Origin of the sequence: Pseudosporangium ferrugineum (assembly GCF_003002065.1) — a bacterium.
In the GTDB taxonomy this organism is placed as follows: Bacteria; Actinomycetota; Actinomycetes; order Mycobacteriales; family Micromonosporaceae; genus Actinoplanes; species Actinoplanes ferrugineus_A.
On record NZ_PVZG01000020.1, the window covers coordinates 63,117 to 86,728 of the forward strand.

General features: G+C 73.2%; 16 protein-coding genes. 9 read left to right on the top strand and 7 right to left on the bottom strand.

Translation table 11 applies throughout. The annotated features are described in order from the left end of the window. Positions 1 to 8 precede the first annotated feature (8 nt). On the bottom strand, positions 9 to 5,057 hold the full coding sequence (locus CLV70_RS31560; RefSeq protein ID WP_425440252.1) for a beta-ketoacyl synthase N-terminal-like domain-containing protein: 5,049 nt from the start codon (positions 5,055 to 5,057) through the stop codon (positions 9 to 11). 270 nt (positions 5,058 to 5,327) lie between these two features. Next, positions 5,328 to 5,624 (bottom strand): putative quinol monooxygenase, encoded by a 297-nt coding sequence (locus tag CLV70_RS31565; RefSeq protein ID WP_106130285.1) that lies wholly within the window; start codon positions 5,622 to 5,624, stop codon positions 5,328 to 5,330. A 111-nt stretch (positions 5,625 to 5,735) separates the two neighbouring features. Here CLV70_RS31565 and CLV70_RS31570 point away from each other — a divergent pair, with 111 nt between their 5' ends. Next, positions 5,736 to 6,713 carry a GlxA family transcriptional regulator gene (locus CLV70_RS31570; protein ID WP_106130286.1) on the top strand — a complete coding sequence of 326 codons (978 nt, stop codon included), beginning with the start codon at positions 5,736 to 5,738 and terminating at the stop codon, positions 6,711 to 6,713. Between the two features lie 48 nt (positions 6,714 to 6,761). Here the strand turns inward: CLV70_RS31570 and CLV70_RS31575 are convergent, their stop codons facing one another. From CLV70_RS31575 to CLV70_RS31590, 4 genes are all read right to left on the bottom strand, one after another. After that, complete coding sequence (locus tag CLV70_RS31575) at positions 6,762 to 7,424, bottom strand: response regulator (RefSeq protein ID WP_106130287.1); 663 nt, start codon at positions 7,422 to 7,424, stop codon at positions 6,762 to 6,764. After that, positions 7,421 to 8,578: a sensor histidine kinase gene (locus CLV70_RS31580; RefSeq protein ID WP_106130288.1), complete on the bottom strand. Its 1,158-nt coding sequence runs from the start codon at positions 8,576 to 8,578 to the stop codon at positions 7,421 to 7,423. The genes CLV70_RS31575 and CLV70_RS31580 overlap by 4 nt, the downstream gene beginning before the upstream one ends. 22 nt (positions 8,579 to 8,600) lie before the next feature. Beyond that, positions 8,601 to 10,790, bottom strand: a complete 2,190-nt coding sequence (locus CLV70_RS31585) for an MMPL family transporter (RefSeq protein WP_106130289.1) — start codon at positions 10,788 to 10,790, stop codon at positions 8,601 to 8,603. Between the two features lie 242 nt (positions 10,791 to 11,032). Then, on the bottom strand, positions 11,033 to 12,106 hold the full coding sequence (locus CLV70_RS31590; RefSeq protein ID WP_106130290.1) for an alkene reductase: 1,074 nt from the start codon (positions 12,104 to 12,106) through the stop codon (positions 11,033 to 11,035). A 252-nt stretch (positions 12,107 to 12,358) separates the two neighbouring features. On the opposite strand from CLV70_RS31590, the gene CLV70_RS31595 reads away from it, so the two are divergent. From CLV70_RS31595 to CLV70_RS39910, 3 genes are all read left to right on the top strand, one after another. Beyond that, positions 12,359 to 12,691: a type VII secretion target gene (locus CLV70_RS31595; RefSeq protein WP_158277861.1), complete on the top strand. Its 333-nt coding sequence runs from the start codon at positions 12,359 to 12,361 to the stop codon at positions 12,689 to 12,691. A 158-nt stretch (positions 12,692 to 12,849) separates the two neighbouring features. After that, positions 12,850 to 14,049, top strand: coding sequence for a hypothetical protein (locus CLV70_RS40570; protein ID WP_211303964.1), 1,200 nt, complete (start codon positions 12,850 to 12,852; stop codon positions 14,047 to 14,049). Further along, positions 14,046 to 14,603, top strand: a complete 558-nt coding sequence (locus CLV70_RS39910) for a hypothetical protein (protein ID WP_158277862.1) — start codon at positions 14,046 to 14,048, stop codon at positions 14,601 to 14,603. Before CLV70_RS40570 ends, CLV70_RS39910 begins: the two co-directional genes overlap by 4 nt. A gap of 235 nt (positions 14,604 to 14,838) precedes the next feature. Here CLV70_RS39910 and CLV70_RS31610 read toward each other — a convergent pair whose 3' ends face one another. Continuing rightward, the gene (locus CLV70_RS31610) at positions 14,839 to 15,186 is read right to left on the bottom strand and encodes a winged helix-turn-helix transcriptional regulator (RefSeq protein WP_106130292.1); all 348 of its coding nucleotides are present in this window, start codon (positions 15,184 to 15,186) and stop codon (positions 14,839 to 14,841) included. A gap of 126 nt (positions 15,187 to 15,312) precedes the next feature. Here CLV70_RS31610 and CLV70_RS31615 point away from each other — a divergent pair, with 126 nt between their 5' ends. From CLV70_RS31615 to CLV70_RS41865, 5 genes are all read left to right on the top strand, one after another. Then, entirely contained in the window at positions 15,313 to 16,014 is a 702-nt protein-coding gene (locus CLV70_RS31615; protein WP_106130293.1) for an alpha/beta hydrolase, read from the top strand. 106 nt (positions 16,015 to 16,120) lie between these two features. Then, a complete protein-coding gene (locus CLV70_RS31620; protein WP_146164224.1) occupies positions 16,121 to 19,393 on the top strand; it encodes a S8 family serine peptidase in 3,273 nt (1,090 codons plus the stop codon). 196 nt (positions 19,394 to 19,589) lie between these two features. Continuing rightward, the gene (locus CLV70_RS31625; protein ID WP_106130295.1) at positions 19,590 to 20,984 is read left to right on the top strand and encodes a serine hydrolase domain-containing protein; all 1,395 of its coding nucleotides are present in this window, start codon (positions 19,590 to 19,592) and stop codon (positions 20,982 to 20,984) included. A gap of 64 nt (positions 20,985 to 21,048) precedes the next feature. Next, positions 21,049 to 22,608 carry an ABC transporter substrate-binding protein gene (locus tag CLV70_RS31630; protein ID WP_106130296.1) on the top strand — a complete coding sequence of 520 codons (1,560 nt, stop codon included), beginning with the start codon at positions 21,049 to 21,051 and terminating at the stop codon, positions 22,606 to 22,608. Continuing rightward, positions 22,605 to 23,612 carry an ABC transporter permease gene (locus CLV70_RS41865; protein ID WP_106130297.1) on the top strand — a complete coding sequence of 336 codons (1,008 nt, stop codon included), beginning with the start codon at positions 22,605 to 22,607 and terminating at the stop codon, positions 23,610 to 23,612. The genes CLV70_RS31630 and CLV70_RS41865 overlap by 4 nt, the downstream gene beginning before the upstream one ends.

A 23,612-nucleotide genomic window follows, 5' to 3' on the forward strand; every position in this document is an offset into this window, starting at 1 on the left:
CCGGCGGGTCACGGCGAGCCGAGCTCGCGGTCGAGGAGTGCGAACATCTCCTCGTTGCTGACGGAGTCGAGGTCGTCGGTGGTGTCCGGCCCGAGCCGGCGCAGCAGGGTGCGCAACCGGCCGGCCAGCGCGACGCGGGACTCGTCGTCCAGCGTGTCCAGCGACCGTTCCAGCTGGGCGAGATCGTCGCGCCGGCCGAACTCGCCGGCGATGTGCCCGGCCAGCGCCATCGGCGTCGGGAAGTCGAACACCAGCGTGTCCGGCAGGCGCAGCCCGGTGGCGGCCCGCAGGCGCCTGCCGAACGTGGTCAGGCTCAGCGAGTCGAACCCGAGTTCGCGGAACGTCAGGTCCTCCGGCACCGCCCCGGCGTGCCCCAGGACGGTCGCCACCTCGGTGCGGACCAGGTTCCGCAGCACCCGGCCGCGGTCCTCGTCCGGCATCGCGGCCAGCCGGTCGGCCAGCGACCGGTCCGGTTCGGACGGCCCGGATTCCGTGTCGTCCGGCCAGAACCGGGTGTGCTGGAACCGGTGCGTCGGCCCCGGCGGCGCGGGGACCTCCTCGGCCGGCGGCTCTTCGAGGATGAGGTGGGCGTTGGTGCCGGAGATGCCGAACGAGGACACGCCCGCGCGCCGCGGCCGGTCGTCCGCCGGCCAGGGCACGGAGTCGGTGAGCAGCTCCACCGACCCGGCCGTCCAGTCGACCCGGGACGAGGGCCGGTCGACGTGCAGGGTCCGGGGCAGGGTGCCGTGCCGCATGGCCTGGGTCATCTTGATGACGCCGGCGACGCCGGCGGCGGCCTGGGTGTGGCCGATGTTGGACTTGACGGAACCCAGGAACAGCGGGGTGCCGCGCTTCTGACCGTACGTGGCCAGCAGCGCCTCCGCCTCGATCGGGTCGCCGAGCGTGGTGCCGGTGCCGTGCGCCTCGACCGCGTCCACATCGGACGGTTCCAGGCCGGCGTTCGCCAGGGCCTGGCGGATCAGCTGTTGCTGGGCGAGGCCGTTGGGTGCGGTGAGTCCGTTGGAGGCACCGTCCTGGTTGATGGCGGAGCCGCGGATCAGGGCGTGGATCGGGTGCCCGTTGCGGCGGGCGTCGGAAGCCCGTTCCAGCACGAGGAAGCCGACGCCCTCGCCCCACGACGTGCCGTCGGCGGAGTCGGCGAACGACTTGATGCGGCCGTCGGCGGCGAGGCCGCGCTGGCGGCTGAACGCGACGAACGGCTCCGGCGTGGCCATCACGGTGACGCCGCCGGCCAGCGCCAGGGGGCATTCGCCGCGGCGCAGCGACTGGGCGGCCAGGTGGATGGCGACCAGGGACGACGAGCAGGCGGTGTCGACGCTGAGCGCCGGCCCCTCCAGGCCGTAGGTGTACGCCACCCGCCCCGACAACATGCTGCCCGTGGTCAGGTACCCGACGGCCTCGGGCTGCTGCCTGAGCAGCTCCGCGTAGTCGTTGCGGTCGGTGCCGACGAACACGCCGGTCCGGCTGCCGCGCACCGAGGCCGGGTCGATGCCGGCCCGCTCGAACGCCTCCCAGGTGGTCTCCAGCACCAGCCGCTGCTGCGGGTCCATGGTCAGCGCCTCGCGGGGCGGGATGCCGAAGAACTCCGCGTCGAATCCCGCCACGTCGGCGAGGAAGCCGCCGGACCGGGAGTAGGACGTGTGCGGATGGTCCGGGTCCGGGTCGTACAGCGCGGCCAGGTCCCAGCCGCGGTCGGCGGGGAACTCGGAGATGGCGTCCACGCCGTCGGCCACCACCCGCCACAGGTCCTCGGGCGAGCCGATGCCGCCGGGGTAGCGGCAGCTCATGGCGACGATGGCGATGTCGTCCCCGTCCTCGGCGGCCTCGTCGACCGGTGCCTGCCCGGTGGCGGCCGGGGCGCCGAGGAACTCGGCCAGGGCGGTCGCCGTCGGGTGGCTGTACAGCGTCGTCACCGGCACCTGCTCGCCGGTCGCCTCGGTGAGCGACTCGGCCAGCATCAGCAGCGCGATGGAGTCGAAGCCGAGATCCTTGAAGGCCTGGTCCGGGGGCACCTCGTCGACGGAGTCGTAGCCGAGCACCTCGGCGATCCCGGTCAACACCAGGACGAGCAGATCTTCCCGTACGGAATCAGCGGGGGTTTCCGGGGTTGACGTCGCGGTCGTCCCGGCGCTCGGGGGAGCGGGCGGGGCGTCGGACTCCAGCCAGAAGCGCCGGTGCTGGAACGCGTACGTCGGCAGCGGCACGATCCGGCCCGGCAGCAGCGAGCGCCAGCCGACCTCCACGCCGCGCACGTGCAGCTCGCCCACCGCGGTGAGCATGGACCGCACCTCGGGCTGGTGTCTGGTCGAGATCGCCACGACGGACGGCGAACCGGACGGCAGACCCGCCTGGGCCATCGCCGCGAGCACGCCCGCCGGGCCGATCTCGACGAAGTCGGAGACGCCCTCGGCATGCAGCCGGCGGACGCAGTCGTGGAACCGCACCGTCTCCCGGGCGTGCCGGACCCAGTAGCCGGCGTCGAAGGCCGCCACGGGCTCGCCGGTCAGGGCGGAGACGAACGGGATCCGGGGCTCGTGGAACTCGATCCGCCCGGCGACGTCCCGGAACTCGGCGAGCATCGGCTCCATGCGGGCCGAGTGGAACGCGTGGCTGACGTCGAGCCGCCGGGACCTCTCCGGCCGCAGGTCGCCGACCACCGCGGTCACCGCGTCCTCGTCGCCGGAGAGGACCACCGCGTCGGGCCCGTTCACGGCCGCGATGTCGACGCCCTCGCGCAGCAGCCGGCGAACCTCCCTCTCCCGCGCCTGCACGGCCACCATGGCGCCGCCCGGGGGCAGCGCCTGCATCAGCCGGCCGCGCGCGGTCACCAGCTTCGCCGCGTCCGGCAGGGACAGCACGCCGGCCACGTGCGCCGCGGCCAGCTCGCCGATGGAGTGCCCGGCCACGAACTCGGGCGCCACGCCCCAGTGCTCCAGCAGCCGGAAGGCCGCCACCTGGAAGGCGAACAGCGCCGGCTGGGTGTACTGCGTCCGGTCGAGGCCGCCGGGTGCGGACAGCACGTCCCGGACCGCCGGATCCAGGTGCCGGCAGACCTCGTCGAAGGCGTCCCGGAACACGTCGAACCGCTCGCACAGCTCGAGGCCCATCCCCGGGCGCTGCGATCCCTGCCCGCTGAACAGGAAGGCCACCCGCCGGTCCGCGCCGGCCACCCCGCGCGCCGCCGGCCTGCCCTCCAGGCCCCGCAGCAGCCCGTCCCGGTCGGCGGCGAGCACCACCGACCGGTGTTCGAGGGCGGACCTGCCGGCGGCCAGCGACAGCGCGACGTCGTCCAGCCGCAGGTCCGGGTGAGCACGCAGGTGGGCGGCGAGCCGGTCGGCCTGCGCCGTCAGCGCCGCCTTCGAGCGGGCCGACAGCACGAACGGCCGCAGCACCCCGCTCTCGGGGGCCGGGGGAACCGGGTCGGCGGCGGCCGGGGCCTCCTCCACGATCACGTGGGCGTTGGTGCCGCTCACGCCGAAGGCCGACACGCCGATCCGCCGCGGCGTCTCCCCGCGCGGCCAGGGCCTCGCCTCGGTCAGCAGCCGCACCGTGCCGGCCGACCAGTCCACGTGCGGGGACGGCGCGTCCACGTGCAGGGTCGGGGGGAGCGTCTCGTGGCGCAGCGCCAGCACCGACTTCACCAGCCCGGCCACCCCGGCCGCCGCCTGGGCGTGACCGATGTTCGACTTCAGCGAGCCCAGCCAGAGCGGCTCCTTCCGGTCCCGGCCGTACGTGGCGATCAGCGCCTGCGCCTCGATCGGATCGCCGAGCGAGGTGCCCGTGCCGTGCGCCTCGACCGCGTCGACGTCGGCCGGGGCGAGGCCCGCGTCGCCGAGCGCCCGCCGGATCACCCGCTGCTGGGAGGGGCCGTTCGGCGCGGTCAGGCCGTTGGACGCGCCGTCCTGGTTGACCGCGGAGCCCCTGATCACCGCCAGCACCCGGTGACCGTTGCGCCGCGCGTCCGACAGCCGCTCCAGCAGCAGCATGCCCGCGCCCTCGCCCCAGCCGGTGCCGTCCGCCGCCGCCGCGAACGACTTGCAGCGGCCGTCCGGGGCCAGTCCCCGCTTGCGGCTGAATTCGACGAATACGCCCGGACTCGCCATCACCGTGGCGCCGCCGGCCAGCGCCAGCGCGCATTCCCCGCGACGCAGTGCCTGGGCCGCGAGATGCGTCGACACCAATGAGGACGAGCAGGCGGTGTCCAATGTCAGGGCGGGTCCGGTCAGCCCGAGGGAATACGCGATCCGCCCGGAAACGACGCTCGTGAGGGAACCGGTGAGCGCATATCCCTCGACCTGCTTCGGTGCCCGTTCCAATCCGCGCTGATAATCCTGATAGGCGATTCCGGTGAACACGCCGGTGTCGCTTTCCCGGAGCTCCGCCGGATCGATGCCGGCGTCCTCGATCGCTTCCCAGGCGATTTCCAGCAGCAGTCGCTGCTGCGGATCCATCGCCAGCGCCTCGCGCGGCGCGATCCCGAAGAATTCCGCGTCGAATCCGGCGACGTCCCGCAGGAAGCCACCCCGGTTCGTGATCGAGGTGCCGGAGGCGGCCGGGTCGGTGTCGTGCAGCCCCGGATCCCAGCCGCGGTCGTCCGGGAAGCCGCTCACGGCGTCGACGCCCTCGGAGAGCAGCTTCCACAGGTCAGCGGGGGATTCCACGCCGCCGGGCAACCGGCAGGCCATGCCCACGATCGCGACCGGCTCGCCGCCGGCCGACGGCTGCGGGGTCGCCTGGGACGGTGCCGCGGCGTCCGCGCCGCCGCCGAGCAGACCGAGGAGGTATTCCACCATGGCCCGGGGATGCGGGTAGTCGAAAAGCACCGTGGCCGGCAGGCTCAGGCCCAGCTCCGCCCCCAGTTCCTCCCGGAAGCGGGCGGCCCGGTCGCGGCTGATGCCCATCCGCCGGAAAGGGACCGTGAGGCCGAAGGATTCCGATCCGACATGACGCCGCAACACGTCCGTCATGAAACGGCGGCGCTCCGCGCTCGGCATCCGTTCCAGCCGAGCCTGCGTGGACCACTCGTCGTCGACCATGCAGTCACAAACCCTTTTCATGAGTCACCGGACTTGGCGGCTCAAAGAATGCATCCCGGGCTGACCGGGGAGCAACGGGTTCGTGAACGGTGGTGTCTCATGTGTACCGCCGGGCCGGGTTGTGTTCCCTGCCGGGCCGCGAAGTTGAAAGCCTTCGATGCCGCCGCTAAGATTCGCCCTTTCAGCCTTGCCCGCGCGGCACGGCGGGCACGACGGCGCGCCCCGGGGGGTGAGCGGTGCCGCCGTGCCCGGTCGGTGGGCCGTGACCCGTCAGGCGGCCTTGGCGCCCAGCAGGTCGACCTTGGTGATGACCGGTGCCGAGCTCAGCATCGTCTCCGCCGAGCCCATCAGCGCGGCGGCGATCCTGCCCTCGAGGTGGCTCTGCCGGCCCTGCTCGTCGTCGAAGGTGTCGAACACCCCGAACGTCGTCGCGTCCTGCCGGAACGAGTACCACGTCACGGTGCCGGGCTCGGCCTCGGCCAGCTCCACCGCGCCGCGCAGCATCGCCTCGACCTCGTCGGCGTGCTCCGGCTTGGCCTCGATGTGCGCCAGCAGACCGATCTTCATGGTGTCTCCCTGTCGGACAACCGCCGGCTCGTTCCGGCTTGAGAAAGAACCTATGGCGTCCCGATCTCCGGCATCAGTGGCGGAAGCGCCATCCCTGATAGCGTTTCCGACATGAGGATCGCCGTTCTCGTGTACGACGGGGTGTTCGACTCGGGGCTGTCGGCGGTCCTCGACGTGCTGGACGCCGCCAACGCGATGGGCGAGGAAGCCGCCACGATGGGGGTGGAGCTGCCCGACGCCCCGCGCTGGGAGGTGACGACCGTCGGCTTCCAGCCCCAGGTGCGCACCGGCGCGGGGCATCTCGTGACGGCCGCACCCCTCGCCGTCGCCGACGAGGCGGACCTCTTCATCGTCCCGGCGCTGGCCGAGCGGCGCCCCTCGGCCCTGCTCGACCAGGTCGCCGGCGAACGGACCCGGCCCGTACGCGAAGCGATCGCCCGGCAGCGCGACCGGGGCGCGGCCGTCGCCTCCGCCTGCACGGGCACCTTCCTGCTGGCCGCGGCCGGCATCCTCGACGGCCTGGAGGCGACCACCACCTGGTGGCTGGCGCCGATCCTGCGCGCCCGCCACCCGCGGATCCGGGTCGACCAGGACCGGATGCTCATCACCTCCGACCGGGTCACCACCGCGGGCGCCGCCTTCGGCCACGTCGACCTGGCCCTGGCGATCGTGCGCGACCGCAGCCCCATGCTCGCCGACCTGGTGGCCCGCTATCTGGTGATCGACGACCGCCCGTCGCAGTCCGCGTACATCATCCCCAGCGCCCTCGCCCGGAACGACCCCGTGGTGGCGGCCTTCGAACGCTGGGCCCGGGAACGCCTGACCGGCCCGATCAGCATCCCCGACGCGGCCGCCGCCCTCGGCGTCAGCGACCGTACCCTGCAACGCAGCGTGCAGCGCACGGTCGGCACCTCCCCGATCCGCTTCGTCCAGGACCTGCGCGTCGAGCAGGCGACCCACCTGCTGCGCACCACCGACCTGTCCCTGGAGACGATCGCCCGCCGGGTCGGCTACGAGCACCCGAACACCCTGCGGGTCCTGCTGCGCGAACGCACCGGCCGGACGACGACCACCCTCCGCGGCGTCTGAAGGGGAGGCCGCACTGCCGTGTCCCCACCGGGCATGGTGTCGCGATTCTCAGCGCACCCGGACGAGGCCCTGCTGGTAGGCGGCGACGACCAGCTGAGTGCGTTCGCGGGCGCCCACCTTCGTCATCGCGCGGTGGATGTGGGTGCGTACCGTCAGGGGGCTCACCACCAGCCGCTCGGCGATCTCCTGGTTCGACAGTCCGTGGGCGGCCAGGGCGGTGATCTCGCGCTCCCGGTCGGTCAGCGCGGCCAGCGAGCCCCGCGGCCGGTCGCCGGTGCTGCCCGGGCCGGACAGGAAGCGGTCGATCAGGGTGCGGGTCGCGGCCGGGGAGAGCAGGGCCTCCCCGGCCACCACCGTACGGATCCCGGCGAGCAGGGCCTCCGGCGTGACGTCCTTGCCGAGGAAGCCGCTGGCGCCGGCCTCCAGCGCGTGGGCCACGTACTCGTCGGTCTCGAACGTGGTCAGGATCAGCACGCGCGTGCCCGTCAGTTCGGGGGCGGAGCAGATGAGCCGGGTCGCGGCGAGGCCGTCCAGGACCGGCATCCGGATGTCCATGAGGACGAGGTCCGGCCGGTGCCGCCGGGCCAGGGCGGCCGCCTCCTCGCCGTTCGCGGCCTCGGCGACGACCGTCAGATCGTCGCAGGAGTCGATCAGCATGCGGAACGTCGAGCGCAGCAGCGCCTGGTCGTCGGCGAGCAGAATCGTGATCATAGCGGTGCTCCGTCTTCCTGCCAGGGTGCCAGGGGGATGGTGAGGGAGACCTCGTACCGGTCCGGGCCGGCCGGGCCGGCGTGGACCGCACCGCCCACGGCGAGCGCCCGTTCGCGCATGCCGATCAGGCCGTAGCCGCCCGTTCCCGCCGGGCCGGGGCGGGCGGAGGTGTTGGTCACGCGGGCGGAGAACGTGTCCTCGCCGTACGTGAGGGAGATCGTGACGACCGGGCGGACCGCGTGCTTGGTGACGTTGGTCAGGGCCTCCTGGACGATCCGGAACGCGGTGAGCTCGACCAGCGGCGGCAGGCGCCGCGGCGTCCCGGCGCCATCCACGCGGACCTCGATCCCGGCCGCCCGGCACGCCTCGACGAGCTCCGGGAGCTGCGCGAGGCCGGGCGTCGGCGTGGTGCCCGACGGCGAGTCGTCGCCCGGGTTGCGCAGCAGCCCCACCGTCGCCTTGAGCTCGCGCAGGGCCGCCGACGTGGAGCCGCCCAGCCCGGCGAGCAGCTCACCCACCTGCTCGGGACGCTTCGCGAGCAGGTGGGCCGCGGTCCCGGCCTGCGCGTTCGCCACGGCGAGGTGGTGCGCGACCACGTCGTGCAGGTCCCGGGCGATGCGCAGGCGCTCCTCGCCCAGCCGGCGCCGCACGTCCTCGTCCCGGCTGCGTTCGGCGTCCTCGGCGCGGGCCTGGACCATCCGCAGGTACGCCCGCTGCGCGTGGGTCATCCGGCCGGCGAAGACCGCCGGCAGCAGCCACAGGGCGACGCCGACGGTCCGCAGGAGCAGCGCCCCGGCCGGCGGGTCCGGGTCGCTCGCCGCGCCGCCCGCGATCACCGCGGTCACCGCGATGCCGGTCCACCAGGCCGCCGCCCTCGGGCCGCCGAGAACGGTCAGCCGGTACAGGCAGCCGATCAGCGGGGCCAGCAGCAGCGGCGTCGGCAGGTAGCCGGCCGCGCACGCCGCCGCCTCGCAGCAGATCGCGACGACGGTGGCGGCGCGCGGGAACCGGGCGGCGGCGAACAGGGCCACGCTCGCGACCAGGCCGAGCATCGTGCCGGGCAGCACCGCGGCCGGCCGGAAGATGCCCTCGGTGCTGAGGCTGGCACCGAGGGCAGCGAAGACGAACGCGACCAGCGCGGCCAACACGTTCATCGGGCCGACACTACCCGGGAGATCACGGTGCGCTCAGCGCGTGAACCGGCTCCGGCCGCGGCTCGCCGGGCGACTCGCCCTCCACGTCGACGTGCGGCAGCAGCCGGTCCAGCCACCGCGGCAGCCACCAGGCGCGCTCGCCGAGCAGGTGCAGGACGGCGGGCACCAGCATGAGGCGTACCACGAAGGCGTCGAAGAAGACCGCGCACGCCAGGCCGAGGCCCACCATCTTGATGAGGGGTTCGTCGGCCGCCGCGAACCCGCCGAACACCGCGATCATGATCAGCGCCGCCGCGACGACCACCTTGGCGCTCTGCCCGAAGCCGGTGACGATCGCGTCGCGGGCCGGGCTGCCGGCGGCGTGGGCCTCGCGCATCCGCGACACCAGGAAGACCTCGTAGTCCATCGCCAGCCCGAACACGATGCCCACCAGCAGGATCGGCATCAGGCTCAGCACCGGCCCGGTCTGCTCGACGCCGAGCAGGCCGGCCGCCCAGCCCCACTGGAACACCGCGACGATCACGCCGAGCGCGGCGAACAGCGACAGCAGGAAGCCGAGCGCCGCCTTGACCGGGACCCAGACCGACCGGAACACCACGAGCAGGAGCAGAACCGCCAGACCGATCACGATCCCCACGTACGGGATGAGCGCCGCCCGCGTCTTGCGGGCCATGTCGATGTCCAGGGCGGTGGTGCCGGTGATCTCGTACCTGACGTGCGCGGCGGCCTCCACGGCCGGCCGGGCGGCCCGCAGGCTCTCCACGAGGCGCTCGGTCCGCTCGTCGGTCGGTGCGCTCGACGGCACGGCGGTGAGGATCGCGGTGTCACCCCGCTGGTTGAAGGTCGCCTTCGACACCGACACCACGCCGGCGGTCGTCCTGAGGCCGTCCGCGACGGTCGCCACCGCGGCCTGCGGGTTCGTGGCGGCACGGGCGTCGACGACCACGGTCAGCGGGCCGTTGAAGCCGGGGCCGAACGCCGCGGCGCGCAGCTCGTACGCGCGCCGCTGGGTCGCGGTGCCCGGCAGCGACGCGTCGCCGGGCGTACCGAGCTGCAGCGACAGCGCCGGAACCGCGACGGCGGCGAGCAGGGCGACCCCGGCCAGGGTGAACACGAGCGGACGGCGCAGCACGAGCCTCATCCACGGGCGCGCCACCGCACGGCGGGCGGAGGTCCGGCCGCCGCGGCGCTGCGAGCGGGCGAGGACCCGGTTCGGGGCGAAGCCCAGCAGCGCCGGGACCAGGGTCAGCGCGACCAGGACGGCCACCACCACCGCGCCCGCCGCGGCGAGTCCCATCTTCGCCAGCGACGGGATGCCCACCACCGACAGGCCGGCGAGGGCGATGACCACGGTCATCCCGGCGAACGCCACCGCCGAACCGGCCGTACCCACGGCGCGTCCTGCCGCCTGCTCGGCGTCGCCGTGCCCGTCGGCCGGTCGTTCCTCGCGGAAGCGGGAGACGACGAACATCGCGTAGTCGATGCCGACCGCCAGCCCCAGCATCAGCGCGAGCATGCCGCTGGTGATCGCCATCCCCAGCGGGCCGGCCGCCGCCCAGACGCCGAGGAACGAGACGGCCACGCCGATGATCGCCGTGAGGAGCGGCAGGCCCGCGGCCACCATCGAGCCGAAGGTCATCAGCAGCACGACCGCGGCGATCGCCACGCCGGCGAGCTCCATGGCACTCATCCGGGTGCCGGTCTTGAGCGCCGACCCGGACATCTCCGCCGTCAACCCCGCCCCGCGCGCCCGCTCGACCGCGGCGGCCAGCGCGGCGCGCGACTCCTCGGTCACCTCGGACGACGGCACGTCGTAGGACACCGAGGCGAAGCCGGTCGTGCCGTCGGCGCTGACGCTCCCGCCGGAGACCGAGGGCGGCACGACCCGTGACACCTGGGGGCCGCCCGCGAGCGCGGCCAGCGCCGCGTCGACGGCCCCGGCACTGCCCGCGGACGCCAGCGTCTGCCCGGGCGGGGCCACGAAGACGATGGTCGCCGACGCCCCGTCCGCGGCGGCGCCGGGGAAGCGCTCGGCGATGAGGTCGAACGCCTGCTGCGACTCGATCCCGGGCATCGTCGCCCTGGTGTTGACCGGGCCCTCCGACCTGACGGCGAGCAGCACCGCCCCGGCGAGCGCCAGCAGCCAGAGCGCGGCGACCAATGATCGCCGTCGATAGGAAAAGCGGCCGAGACGACCGAGCAAGCCTGCCATGACGCGACACTCCAAACCTCGGGGAAACGTGAGGATCAGCCTTGCGGCCCGGCCCCCGTCGCGTCGTCGTGCGCGTGCAGGCTCGGCATACGAAGATCGCAGTACGGCCGTCTTCCCTCCGCGCTGCCGGTCCGGGACCCTGTCGGGCCGCCGCGGCGCGGCACGATGACGGTCATCGCCGTCACCCTCAACCGGTACATCGCCGACGACCTGCTCAGCGGCAGCGTGAAACAGGGCCCGGGTCAGGCCGCGTGCCGGTACGCGGAATAGGTGAGATATCCGTCGTCCCCGCCGGCGTACCAGGTGGCCTGGTCGTCCGCCGCGATCGGCAGCCCCTGGCGCAACCGCTCGACGAGGTCGGGGTTGGCGATGAACGCGCGGCCGAAGCTGATCAGGTCGGCGCCGAGGGCCAGCCACCGGTCCGCAGCGGCCCGGTCCGCGGCGACCGGCCCCATCGGCGCCGACGGGTTCATCACCAGCGTGCCGGGCCATGCCCGCCGGAGGCCGACGAGCACCTCCTCGTCGGTGGTGGCCTCGAGGTGTACGTACGCCAGACCCAGCGGGGCGAGCTCGGCGAGCAGGGCCCCGTACATCTCGGCGACGTCCGTCTCGTCGGCACCCCAGATGCCGGCGCCGGGCGAGAGCCGGATGCCGGTCCGGTGCGCGCCCACGGCGTCCACAGTGGCCGACACCGCCTCGACGGCGAACCGGATACGGTTGCGGACCGGCCCGCCGTACCGGTCGGTGCGCAGATTCGCACTGCTGGACAGGAACTGCCCGATGAGATAACCGTTCGCCCCGTGCAACTCGACGCCGTCGAACCCGGCCTCGACCGCCCGCCGCGCGGCATCGGCGTACGACCGCGCCTCCCCGGGCACCTCCGCGGTCTCCAGCGCCCGCGGCACCGGCGCCGGCTTCGGCCCGCTCGGCGTGAAAACCTGTCCCACGGCGGGAACCGCGGACGGCCCCACCGGCCGCACCCCGGTGGTCTCCGGATGCGACACCCGCCCCCCGTGCATGATCTGAGCGAAGATCCGCCCGCCGTTGGCATGCACCGCACCGGTGACCACCTGCCACCCCTTGACCTGGTCATCGGTGTGCAGGCCGGGCGTACCGGGATTCGACTGCCCGACCAGGCTGGGCTGCACGCCCTCGCTGACGATGAGCCCGGCACTGGCCCGCTGCGCGTAGTACGCCGCCATCGACGGCGTCGGCACCCCGCCGGCACCGGCCCGCACCCGCGTCATCGGCGCCATCACAATCCGGTTGGGCAGCGCGGATCCGCCGAGCTGACAGGGGTCGAACAGGCTGGTCATGATCTCTACCTCCGACTGGTCCGACGTGGTCGCCCCGCAACGCTAAAACCTGCCGTTGACGTCAGAGGCAAGCACTGTGGACCCGATCACAACCGGCCCTCACCCGCCGGCCGCCGCCGCGGTAGCGTTCTCGGCGGCGGGGAGGCGCAATGAGAGACATCGATGAAGCCGAGCAGTGGCGGGAACCCTGGGCAGCGGTTGTCGACGCGAACGCCGGGCGCGCACTGAGCTGTGCGGGCGAGGATGAGGGTCATGGCCGGTGAGGAGATCCGATTCCCGGCACCGGCCGTCGAGCGGCATGCCGGCAGCGTCGACGGGATCGCGGACTCCGTGGTGCGGGCCCGTGCCGCGGTCACCGAGGTCGCGATGGGCGCGGAGGCGTACGGGCAGCTCTGCCAGTTCCTGCCGGTCCTGCTGAACCCGTTGTTCGACCAGGCCATCGGCGCGATGAACGACGCGACCGACGCGTTGCGCGAGACCGCGGACAATCTGCGCGCTGCGGCCGCCTCCGTCACCGCGACCGATGTCAAGGCGGGCGGGCGCATCACCTCCGCCGGCGCCCCCATGCTCGACCTGCCCCTGTGAGCACCGACCCGCTGGTCGCGCCCGTGCAGGACTCCACCCGGTGGTACACGGGTCTGGGGCTCGTCGAGGACGCCGCCGACATCACCCAGGGCATTCAGAACAACAGCTGGGTCGACGGCACTCTGGGCGGTGTCGGTACGAGCCTCGACATGCTTTCCATGGCGGTCGACCCGCTGGGCACGCTCGTGTCGTGGGGTGTCGCTTGGCTGATGGAGCACGTCAAGCCTCTCAAGGACGCCCTCGACTGGCTCGCGGGCAACGCCGACGAGGTGGCGAGCCATGCCGCCACGTGGTCCAACGTCGCGGCTTTCACGGCACGAACCCGTCAGGAGTACGCCGACCGTCTCCGTGCCGAGGTCGCGGGCTGGTTCGGAGCGTCCGGCGACGCGTACCGCCGGCATGCCGACCTCCAGATGCAGGTCCTCGACGGAATCTCCAAGGCCGCCGAGGGGATCTCGTCCGCGGTGGAGGGCGCGGGTCTGCTCGTCGCGCTGGTGCGCGGCATCGTGCGCGACCTGATCGCGGAGTTCGTGGGCGTCCTTGCCGCCCGCCTGCCGCAGTGGCTCGCCGAGGAGGGACTCACCCTCGGCCTGGCCACCCCGGTCGTTGTCGCCCAGGTCTCGACGCTGGTTGCGAAATGGGTCAACCGCATTCAGGGGTTCGTCCGCGGCCTGCTCAACAGCCTTCGTCGCCTAAGTCCGATGCTGGATCGGCTGGCCGGCGTCTTCGAGCAGCTCAGTGGCCGCAACCGCGCGCTTGCCCGGGCCGATCCCGACGAGTTCAAGCCGGACCTCCCGAGCGGTTCGGAGTTCGTCGACGGCGACTTCAGCCCGGAGGTAGCCGATGCCTACCGGCGCATTCGTAACAGTCCCGACGACACTCTCCGGGTGGCCGAGAATTCCGGGCTCGACGAAGCGGTCGTCGAGAGGATGCGGCAGAATCTCTTCGTCCAGAAGCACGACATCGCGACCGGCCCGGACACCGTCGAGCACGCCTATTTCACGCCGGACGGCCGTCTCTCCGGTCTCTGGGACAGGGCGGCCAACGGCACGCTGACCAGCGAACAGCGTGGGGAGTTCCGGATGCTGGCCGCGCACGAGTACGTCGAGAACAGGCTGATGGAGGAAGGGCTGCCGTTCCGCTCCTCCGATCCCGCCGTGTGGGATGAGGACGACGTGGCCTGGCCGCACCCCGACCACCCGTCGGCTCACGACCTGTCGGTCCTCGAGGGCTTGCCGGACGATCCCTTCCGGCACTGGCGGAGGTGGGGCCTCGACAGTGAGGGCCTCGAGATGGCCGACGACCTTTCGAACCTCGACGAGGTCGTCGATCGCGCTCTGCGAGGATTGGGCCGATGACACCCGACGATTCCGTACGCGTGACCGCCGCGCGGCTCAGTGCTGTCGACTGGCGGCGGCATGGTTATCGCAGTTGGTCGAAGGCGAAGCTGATGCTGGAGTATTTCCGGCGGATGGCGCAGTGGGCGGAGGCCTACGGGTGCGATGAGCCGGTGCCGTTCTTCGACCTCGCTCAGTACGTCGATCCGAACGTGCGCGCCGATCCCGCGGTGGTCGATGAGGCGGTGCGGCTTGCCGCTGAGGGCGGGTGGAACGCGCAGCAGGTCGTGCCGTTCATCCTGCATTGGGCGGCGGTGCGGGCCGCGCCCGGCGTCGTCTTTCCCGAAGGGCTGGAGGACCCTTTCGAGCCGTTGCTGCTGCTGTTCGAGCGCGACGGCGGGTTCCACACCTCGAACGGTTTCGTCGAGATGGAGTTCCTCTCCGTTCCCCTCGCGAAGTGGCGGCAGCGGGCGTCCCGGCCGCCTCTGGCGGGTATGGATGCGGCGGCGCTGGATGAGGTCGACCGGGCCGGGTCGGTGCGGCAGTTCGGGTACGTGATGGGGCCGGAGGGCTGAAGGTCGTCTGCCGGTTCGCGATGGTTCTGCGCCGTCGTGTGCCGGCCGGCAGCCGGGGACCGGCCGCGGGTGAGTGCGTGGAACCGGGCCGGCTGGGCGTTCCACGCCGCCGGGTCGATCGGCACCCAGCCGTCGCCGAAGGTGAACCAGTTGAGGTTGACGAAGTCGCCGCCGGTGGTGTTGCGCAGCACCGCGAAGACGGTCCGCGCGCCGCCGCCATCTGGCGAAGATGGGGCTATCGGGCGGGAAGCGCCTCCTCCGCGCGGCGGTCGTACGCGAGGCGGGCCGCCTCGATCTGCGGGAGCGCCTCGGTGGTCCACGCGAGCAGGGGCGTGGCGGCCTCGAGCAGCGCTGTCCCCAGGGGCGTCAGGGCGTAGCTGACGTTCGGCGGCATGACGTTGTAGACCGTCCGGGTCAGGATTCCGTCGCGTTCCAGGGAGCGCAGCGTGACCGTGAGCATGCGCTGGCTGACGCCGTCGATCGCGCGCTTGAGCTCGGTGAAGCGGTGCGGGCCGGCGCCGAGGGCGGAGACGATCCGCAGGGCCCATTTGTCGTCGATGAGGGAGCGGCAACTCGCCGTCATGGTTACCTCCGGGGAACCGGGGCACCGGAATGTGCCTGATTGCGCGGGATGCGCGGGGTGCTCGATCCTGATGCCGGTTCTCGAAAAATACCGAGTCACCGGCGGGAACCGGAAGGGCGATCGATCATGGCTACCTATCTGCTCGTGCACGGCGCGTGGCACAGCGGGCGAATCTGGGACCGGGTGGTCCCGTTGCTGACCGCGGCCGGGCATCGGGTCCTCGCGCCGTCGCTGACCGGGCACGGCGAGCGGTCCGGGTCGCTCGGCCCCGGGGTGGGGCTCGACACGTACGCCGACGACGTGGTGCGGGTGCTCACCGGGGAGGAGCTGACCGGCGTGGTGCTGGTGGGGCACAGCTACGCCGGGATGATCATCTCCGCGGTGGCCGAGCGCGTCCCGGAGCGGCTCGCCCACCTGGTCTATCTCGACGCGATGGTGCCGGAGGACGGCGAGAACGCGATCGACGTCATCCCCATGACGCGGTTCCTGATCGATCAGGCGGCGCGGACGGACGAGCCGTGGCGCATCCCGCCGATCCCGGAGATGCCGCCGCCCGCCGGGCTCTTCGGCGTCACCGACCCGGCGGACGTCGCCTGGGTGCGCTCGCTGCTGTCCGACGAGCCGGTGCGCTGCTTCGAGCAGCGGGTCCGCCTGGGCAACCCGGCCGCGGCGGCGGTGGGGCGTACGCACCTCCACTGTGTCGGCGGGGTGGACCGGGAGCGGCGGCCGGCGCCGGCGGGCGCGCAGGTCTGGGAGCTGCCGACCGGTCACGACTGCATGGTCACCATGCCGGTCGAACTCGCCGGGCTGCTGCAGAAGCTGGCCTGACCCGAACCGGCCGCGGTGAATCTATTGAGGACGGTCGATCGATCGTGAAATAGTTACCGCCATCTATGTGACGGGCGGTGGCCCGGCCGACGGGAAGGGTCCGACCATGCGCCCTCGAAGAGTCTCCGCAGCCCTGATCGCGGCAGTCACCGCCCTCGCCGTCGGTGCTGTGGCCCCGGCCGCGGCCCACGCCGCGCCCCCGGTCCCGGCGGCCCGGGCCGTGCCGGTCAGCGTCACCCTGATCACCGGTGACACGGTCACGGTCGACGACCGGGGCGGCCTGAGCCTGCAGCGCGCCCCCGGCCGGGAGCGCGTACCGTTCCTCAGCCGGACGTCCGGCGAGCATCGGTACGTGATCCCGGCCGACGCGCTGCCCCTCGTGCGCGCCGGCCGGCTCGATCAGCGGCTGTTCGACCTGACCGCGCTGCGCGACTTCGGCTACACCGGCGACGCCGACCTTCCGTTGCTGGTCGCGTACCCGGAAAGCGGTCGGCGCAAGGGGTCCTCGGGCGTGCGGTCGGCGCTCGGCGCGACGGTCCGGGTGGCCCGCGATCTGCCGGCCGTGGGCGCGCTCGCGGTGCGCGCGCCGCGGTCCGCCCGGGCCGGGCTCTGGACCTCCCTGAGCACGGGTACGCCCACAGCACGCACCCTGCGTCCCGGCATCGAGCGCGTCCACCTGGACGGCAAGCGCAAGATCAACCTTGACGTCAGCGTGCCCCAGGTCGGCGCCCCCGCCGCGTGGGCCGAGGGCCTCGACGGCACCGGCGTGACCGTGGCGGTGCTGGACACCGGCATCGACGCCACCCACCCCGACTTCGCCGGCAGGATCGTGGCCAGCGAGAACTTCACCGCCGACCCGGACGCCGACGACGTGGTCGGCCACGGCACCCACGTCGCCTCCACCATCGCCGGCAGCGGCGCGAAGTCCGGCGGCAGGTACAAGGGCGTCGCACCGGGCGCGAAGCTGGCCGTCGGCAAGGTGTGCGAGCTGGACGGCTGCCCCGATTCGGCGATCCTGGCCGGCATGGAGTGGGCCGCGCGGGAGGCCCCGGTGGTCAACATCAGCATCGGCGGCACCGACGAGCCCGGCCTCGACCCGCTGGAGCAGGCCGTCAACGACCTCACCGCGAAGTACGGCGCCCTGTTCGTCATCTCGGCCGGCAACGACGGCGGCACCGCCACGATCGAGTCGCCGGGCAGCGCCGACGCCGCGCTGACCGTCGGCGCCGTCGACGACCAGGACCAGCTCGCGTACTTCTCCAGCCGGGGCCCGCGGGTCGGCGACGACGCGCTCAAGCCGGACCTCACCGCGCCCGGCGTGGGCATCGTCGCGGCCGCCGCGGCGCACGGGCAGGTCGGCTCGCCGGCCGATGGGTACGTGAGCCTCGACGGCACCTCGATGGCCACCCCGCACGTCGCCGGCGCCGCCGCGATCGTCACCCAGCAGCACCCGGGCTGGTCGCCCGCGCGGCGCAAGTCGCTGCTGATGGGCGCGGCGAAGCCGACCGCCGGGCTGGGCGGCTACGCGCAGGGCGCCGGGCGCCTCGACGTGGACCGGGCCGTGCACCAGGCCGTCTCGGTGGACGAGGGCAGCGTGAGCTTCGGCCGCGCCGCGTGGCCGCACGCCGACGACGTGCCGGTGAGCAGGACCATCACCTACCGCAACGCCGGGGCCGAGGACGTTGCGCTGAGCCTGGCGCTCGAGGCCGAGGGGAGCACGTTCTCGCTCGGCGCGGCCGGCCTGACCGTGCCCGCCGGCGGCACCGCGACCACCACGGTCACCGCCGACACCCGCGCCGACGGCCCGTACGGCCTGCTCAGCGGGCGCGTGGTGGCGACCGGGCCGGGCGGCGTGCGGGTCGAGACGCCGATCGCCGTCAACCGCGAGTCGGAGGTCTACGACGTCACGTTCCAGCACGTGGGGCGGGACGGCGAGGACGCCCTGGACTACCTGACGGCGCTGCGCTCGCTGACCGGCGGCCCGTCGTTCGACAGCTTCGGCGGCACCGCGAGCACCACCGTGCGCGTGCCCAAGGGCGAGTACGGCATGTTCAGCTGGATCTACGGCGAGGACGACGTCAGCATGCTGGTCCAGCCGAAGCTCGTGGTGGACCGCCCGCAGACGATCAAGCTGGACGCCCGCCGGGCCGGCCCGGTGAGCATCACGCCACCGGTCACGGACGCCGGCCAGGCGCTGCTCGCCGTCAACATCATCTGGTCCGGCGAGTTCTTCGGCACCAACGCGACCATGGTCGGGGCGGAGGGCGTCGGCGCGTACGTCGGCCAGGTCGGCGACGACGGCGACCCGGACCGGTTCGCCGCCTCCATCAACTCCGTGTACGCCCGGCCCGACGGCGCCGGCGGCTACAGCGGCACCCCGTACACGTACGAGGCCTCGTACGGCCGCCGGGGCGCGTTCTACGACGGGTTCGTCAAGAAGCTGAGGCGCGGCGAGATGGCCCGGATCGACGGCTCGTACCGCCAGGAGGCGGCCGGGGACACGGTGACCGGGTTCAAGTGGAACAAGCCGAACGCCGGTCCCGCGCCGAGCTGGTCCGTGGGCTTCCCGACGCAGACCCCGTTCCGGCGTACGGAGTGGCTGAGCACCGACGACGGCGTCCTGTGGTCCGGCCAGTTCGTCCAGATGGTCCGGCCGCCGAACAGCTTCCCGTCCTTCCTGAGCAGCTCCGGCGTCCCGGACGCCCGGTTCGAGGCCGGCCGCGGCTACCGCCAGGAGTGGAACGTGGCGGGGTTCGCGCCGTCCATGGCCGGCGACTCCCGCGGGGCCTGGCGCAGCGGCGACTACCTCGTGGCCGGGGTGCCGCTGTTCAGCGAGGGCACCGGAGCCCTCGGCAGCTCGGCGGTCGAGAAGGCCCGCACCGCGCTGTACTCGGACGGCGAACTGATCGGGGAGCAGGCCGGCTCCCTCGCCCAGTTCGAGGTGCCGGCCGCCGCGGCGCCGTACCGCCTGGAGATGTCCGCCTCGCGCGGCGCCCCGCACCGCCTGTCGACGTCGGTCAGCGCGTCGTGGACGTTCACCTCGGGCACCGGCGACTACGTGCTGCCGCTGTCCACCGTACGGTTCCATCCGCGGCTGGACGACCACAACGCCGCACCGGCCGGCGGGTTCGCGGTGCCGGTGACGGTGGAACGTCCGGCGGACTCGACGGCCGGGCCCAACCGCACCTTCTCGGCGGAGTTCTCCACCGACGACGGTGCGAGCTGGCAGCCGGCCCCGGTGACCGGCGCCGGCGACCACCGGACCATCCGGGTGACCAACGCACCGGGCGGCGCGGTCTCCCTGCGGGTCCACGCCATCGACCGCGCCGGCAACACGGCGACGATCACGGTCGTCCGGGCGTACGCGGTCCGCGGCTGACCCATGCCGGTCCGCCGACCTGGCGGACCGCGCTCCCACGGCCCGGCGTCCTCACCGCCGGGCCGGGGGTCAACCCAGGTTCCTAGGATGGCTACGCGGCGTGCCGGGCGGCATTGGGGGATGGGACCAACTCGGCGGCGGAGTTTCGTTGTGATCGACGAACATGGGGTGTCGGCTTCGCTCCTACGATGCCGCTATGACGACGATCACAGAGGTCCGCGAGATGCTGGAGGCCCGCCTTCCCGGCCTCCTGCGCGACCACCGGGTGCCGGCCGCGGCCTGGGGGGTCCTGCACGACGGGCAGATCGTCGACGGGGCCGCCGGCCTGCTCAGCACCGCGACCGGCGTGGAGGCGACCCCCGACTCCGTCTTCCAGATCGGCTCCATCACCAAGCTGTGGACCAGCACCCTGGTCATGCAGCTGGTCGACGAGGGCAAGGTCGAGCTCGACGCGCCCGTGCGCACGTACCTGCCGGAATTCCGGCTGGGCGACGAGGCCGCCGCCGCGGCGATCACGACGCGGCAGCTGCTGAACCACACCGCCGGCTTCGAGGGTGACATCTTCACCGACACGGGGACCGGCGACGACTGCGTGGCCAGGTACGTCGAGACCCTGCACGATCTTCCGCAGCTGTTCGCGCCCGGGGAGCAGTTCTCGTACAACAACGCCGGATACTGCGTGCTCGGCCGGCTCGTCGAGGTGGTGCGTGAGCTGCCGTACGACGAGTGCCTGCGCCGGCATCTCATCGGGCCGCTGGGGCTGACGCACGCGGCGACCGGGCCGTACGAGGCGATCCTGTACCGGGCCGCGGTGGGCCACATCGAGCAGGAGCCGGGCGCCGGGTACGAGCCCGCGCCGGTCTGGGCGATGGCCCGCTCGAATGCGCCGGCCGGGGCGATGCTCGCGATGCGGCCCCGGGACCTGCTCGCCTTCGCCCGGATGCACCTGGAGGACGGGCTCGCCGCCGACGGCACCCGGGTGCTCGCGCCCGGGACCGCCGCCCGGATGCAGCGGCACGAGGTGGGCCTGCCCGACATCGGGGTGATGGGCAACTCGTGGGGGCTCGGCTTCGAGCGGTTCGACACCCCGGCGGGTGCGCTCGTCGGGCACGACGGCAACACCATCGGCCAGGCCGCGTTCCTGCGCATGGTCGTGGAGGACGGGCTCGCCGTGACGCTGCTGACCAACGGCGGCGACGCGATGGCGCTGTACCGCGAGGTCTTCGGCCTGGTGCTGGGCGCGCTCGGCCGGGTGCCGCTGCCGGGCCTGCCGCACCCGCCCGAGCAGCCGGAGCGGCTGGACGCGCGGCGCTTCGTCGGCACGTACTCGTCGCGGGTGGCCGACCTGACGCTGAGCCAGGACGAGAACGGCCGGATCTGGCTGGAGCAGACGCCCAAGGGCGAGCTGGCCGAGCTGGTCGGGCATCCGGTCCGCAAGGAGCTCGTCGCCTACCGCGAGGACGCCCTCATCCCGGTGGAGCCCGAGCAGGGCATGTACATCCCGCACGCGTTCGTCGGCGACGACGGGACGGGCCGCGCCCGTTTCCTGCACGTCGGCCGGGCCGTACGCCGTGCCGAAGCCTCCGCCTGAACCGGCGGCGATCTCCCCCCAACTCCCCGTCGACGTGCAGCCGCCAGGCCGGAAGAGGACCCTCATGAAGCTGACCACCATTAGGTTCGCCGGCAGCGCGGCGCTCTGCGCGTCCCTGGCCCTGGCCGGCTGCGGCGGCGGATCCGGCTCGGATCCGGAGTCCCAGGGGCAGGTGGTGGACGGTGGCACGTTCACGCTGGCGCTGGGCTCGGATCCGGGCAACCTCGACCCGCAGTCCTCGGCGGCCACCGCGCTGTTCACCGTCACGCAGCTCGCGTACGACACGCTGGTGGGCGTCGACACCGCCAGCGGCGAGATCCGCCCGCAGCTGGCGGAGAAGTGGTCGGTCGCCGGCACCACCGTGAAGTTCACCCTGCGCAAGGACGTCACCTGCGCGGACGGCACGGCGCTCACCCCGAAGGTGGTCGCCGACAACGTGGCGTACGTGGGCGACCCGAAGAACAAGAGCCCGTTCCTGGGCACGTTCCTGCCGGCCGGGGCCAAGGCCGCCGCGGACGACGCCGCCGGCGAGGTGACGCTGACGCTCGCGGCGCCGGCCCCGTTCGTCCTCAACGGACTGGCCAGCCTGCCGATCGTGTGCCCCGGCGGGCTGAGCGACCGCAAGGGCCTGGCGAAGGCGACCGCGGGCACCGGGCCGTACAAGCTGACCGAGGCTGTCCCCGGCGACCACTACAGCTACGCGATCCGCGAGGGCTACACGTGGGGGCCGAACGGCGCGTCGACCGCGACGCCCGGCATGCCCGACACGGTGGTCGTGAAGATCGTCGAGAACCCGTCCACCGCCGCGAACCTGCTGCTGTCCCGCGAGCTGAACGCCGCCCAGGTGACCGGCCCGGACGCGCAGCGGCTCGACAAGGCCGGCCTGTTCGCCGCGCGGACGACCGGCATCCTCGGGGAGCAGTGGTACAACCAGGCCAAGGGGCACGCCACGAGCGACCCGGCCGTCCGGCTCGCCCTGACCCAGGCGCTCGACCTCGGCCAGCTGCGTACCGTGCTCGGCGCCGGGCAGGCGACCCCGCCCACGACGCTCACGGTGCTCGAGCCGCTCGCGTGCCCCGGCGGCAAGCTCGCCGACGCGCTGCCGGCCCACGACCCGGCCGCCGCCACCGAGGCGCTGAAGAAGATCGCCGGCAAGACCCTGACGTTCGCGTACCCGACCACCGGGGGAAGCGCCGCCACGGCCGCCGCCGAGCTCGCGGTGCAGCAGTGGAAGGCCGCCGGGATCACGGTGACGCCCAAGGCGCAGGGCGGCGACGCGCTCAACCAGACCCTGTTCGGCACCGGCGACTGGGACATCGCCTGGGCGCCGGTCAACGTGAACAGCCCCGACCAGGTCGTCCCCTTCCTGTCCGGGCCCGGCGTGCCGGACGGCACGAACTTCGCCGGCATCCACAACGCCGACTACGACGCGTCGGTCAAGAAGGCGAGCGGGATGGCCGGGGCCGCCGGGTGCGCCGACTGGCTGGCGGCGGAGACCGCGCTGGTGAAGGCCGCCGACGTGGTGCCGTTCGCCAACCAGCAGATCGCCACGTACGGCGTGAAGGCGCGCTTCGAGACGCCGGGGCAGCTGATCCCGACGAGCATCCGGATGCTCGACCGATGACCGCCGCGCCGGCGCCCGCGGCGGCGTCCGAGCCGCTCCTCGTGCGGCGGATCGCCGGCCACCCGTGGGCCCGGTTCGCGCTGCGCCGCGCCGGCCGGCTTCTCGTCTCCCTGTGGGTGCTGGTCACCGCGTCGTTCCTGATGATCCACCTGGTGCCGGGCGACCCGGTCCGCGCCGCGCTCGGCCCGACCGCCCCGGCCGCCCTGGTGGCCGAGCGGCGGACGGCGCTGGGCCTGGACGACCCGCTGCCGGTGCAGTACCTCGACTACCTCAGGAACCTGCTGGGCGGCGATCTGGGCACCTCGATCATCTCGCGGCTGCCGGTCAGCGAGGTGGTGGCCCAGCGCCTGCCGTCGACGCTGGCGCTGGCCGGGCTGGCGTTCCTCACCGCGGTGGTGATCGCCGTGCCGGTGGGGGTGGTGGTCGGGGTGCTCACCCGGCGCGGCCACGGCCGGCGTACGGAGGCGGCCTTCACCTCCGGCAGCATCGTGCTCGGCACCATCCCGGACTTCCTGCTCGGCGTCGGCCTGGTGTATCTGCTGGGCGTCACGCTGCAATGGCTGCCGGTGGCCGGCGACGCCACCCCGGCCGGCTACGTGCTGCCGGTGCTGTCGCTGGCGGTGGGGCCGGCCGCGATCCTCGCGCGCATCCTGCGGGTCGAGATGGTCGCCGTGCTGGACGCCGACTACCTGCGTACGGCCCGGGCCAAGCGCCTGCCGGCCCGGTCGCTGTACCTCGGTCACGCCCTGCCGAACGCCGCCACCGCCTCGCTGACCCTCGGCGGCCTGATCCTCGGCTCGATGGTCGCGGGCACCGTCCTGGTCGAGAACGTCTTCGCCTGGCCCGGCCTGGGCACCACGATCGTGCGCTCCATCCTCAGCAAGGACTACCCCCTCGTCCAGGCCATCGTGCTGGTCTACGGCCTGGGCGTGCTGCTGATCAACACCGTCGTCGACGTGGCGCTCGCGCTGCTCGACCCGCGGTCGAAGATCCGGGAGGACTGA

Coding starts and splice junctions, on each gene's coding strand:
- CLV70_RS31560 (WP_425440252.1), bottom strand. CDS start 5,057: ATGGTCGACGACGAGTGGTCCACGCAGGCTCGGCTGGAACGGATGCCG.
- CLV70_RS31565 (WP_106130285.1), bottom strand. CDS start 5,624: ATGAAGATCGGTCTGCTGGCGCACATCGAGGCCAAGCCGGAGCACGCC.
- CLV70_RS31570 (WP_106130286.1), top strand. CDS start 5,736: ATGAGGATCGCCGTTCTCGTGTACGACGGGGTGTTCGACTCGGGGCTG.
- CLV70_RS31575 (WP_106130287.1), bottom strand. CDS start 7,424: ATGATCACGATTCTGCTCGCCGACGACCAGGCGCTGCTGCGCTCGACG.
- CLV70_RS31580 (WP_106130288.1), bottom strand. CDS start 8,578: ATGAACGTGTTGGCCGCGCTGGTCGCGTTCGTCTTCGCTGCCCTCGGT.
- CLV70_RS31585 (WP_106130289.1), bottom strand. CDS start 10,790: ATGGCAGGCTTGCTCGGTCGTCTCGGCCGCTTTTCCTATCGACGGCGA.
- CLV70_RS31590 (WP_106130290.1), bottom strand. CDS start 12,106: ATGACCAGCCTGTTCGACCCCTGTCAGCTCGGCGGATCCGCGCTGCCC.
- CLV70_RS31595 (WP_158277861.1), top strand. CDS start 12,359: ATGGCCGGTGAGGAGATCCGATTCCCGGCACCGGCCGTCGAGCGGCAT.
- CLV70_RS40570 (WP_211303964.1), top strand. CDS start 12,850: ATGGCGGTCGACCCGCTGGGCACGCTCGTGTCGTGGGGTGTCGCTTGG.
- CLV70_RS39910 (WP_158277862.1), top strand. CDS start 14,046: ATGACACCCGACGATTCCGTACGCGTGACCGCCGCGCGGCTCAGTGCT.
- CLV70_RS31610 (WP_106130292.1), bottom strand. CDS start 15,186: ATGACGGCGAGTTGCCGCTCCCTCATCGACGACAAATGGGCCCTGCGG.
- CLV70_RS31615 (WP_106130293.1), top strand. CDS start 15,313: ATGGCTACCTATCTGCTCGTGCACGGCGCGTGGCACAGCGGGCGAATC.
- CLV70_RS31620 (WP_146164224.1), top strand. CDS start 16,121: ATGCGCCCTCGAAGAGTCTCCGCAGCCCTGATCGCGGCAGTCACCGCC.
- CLV70_RS31625 (WP_106130295.1), top strand. CDS start 19,590: ATGACGACGATCACAGAGGTCCGCGAGATGCTGGAGGCCCGCCTTCCC.
- CLV70_RS31630 (WP_106130296.1), top strand. CDS start 21,049: ATGAAGCTGACCACCATTAGGTTCGCCGGCAGCGCGGCGCTCTGCGCG.
- CLV70_RS41865 (WP_106130297.1), top strand. CDS start 22,605: ATGACCGCCGCGCCGGCGCCCGCGGCGGCGTCCGAGCCGCTCCTCGTG.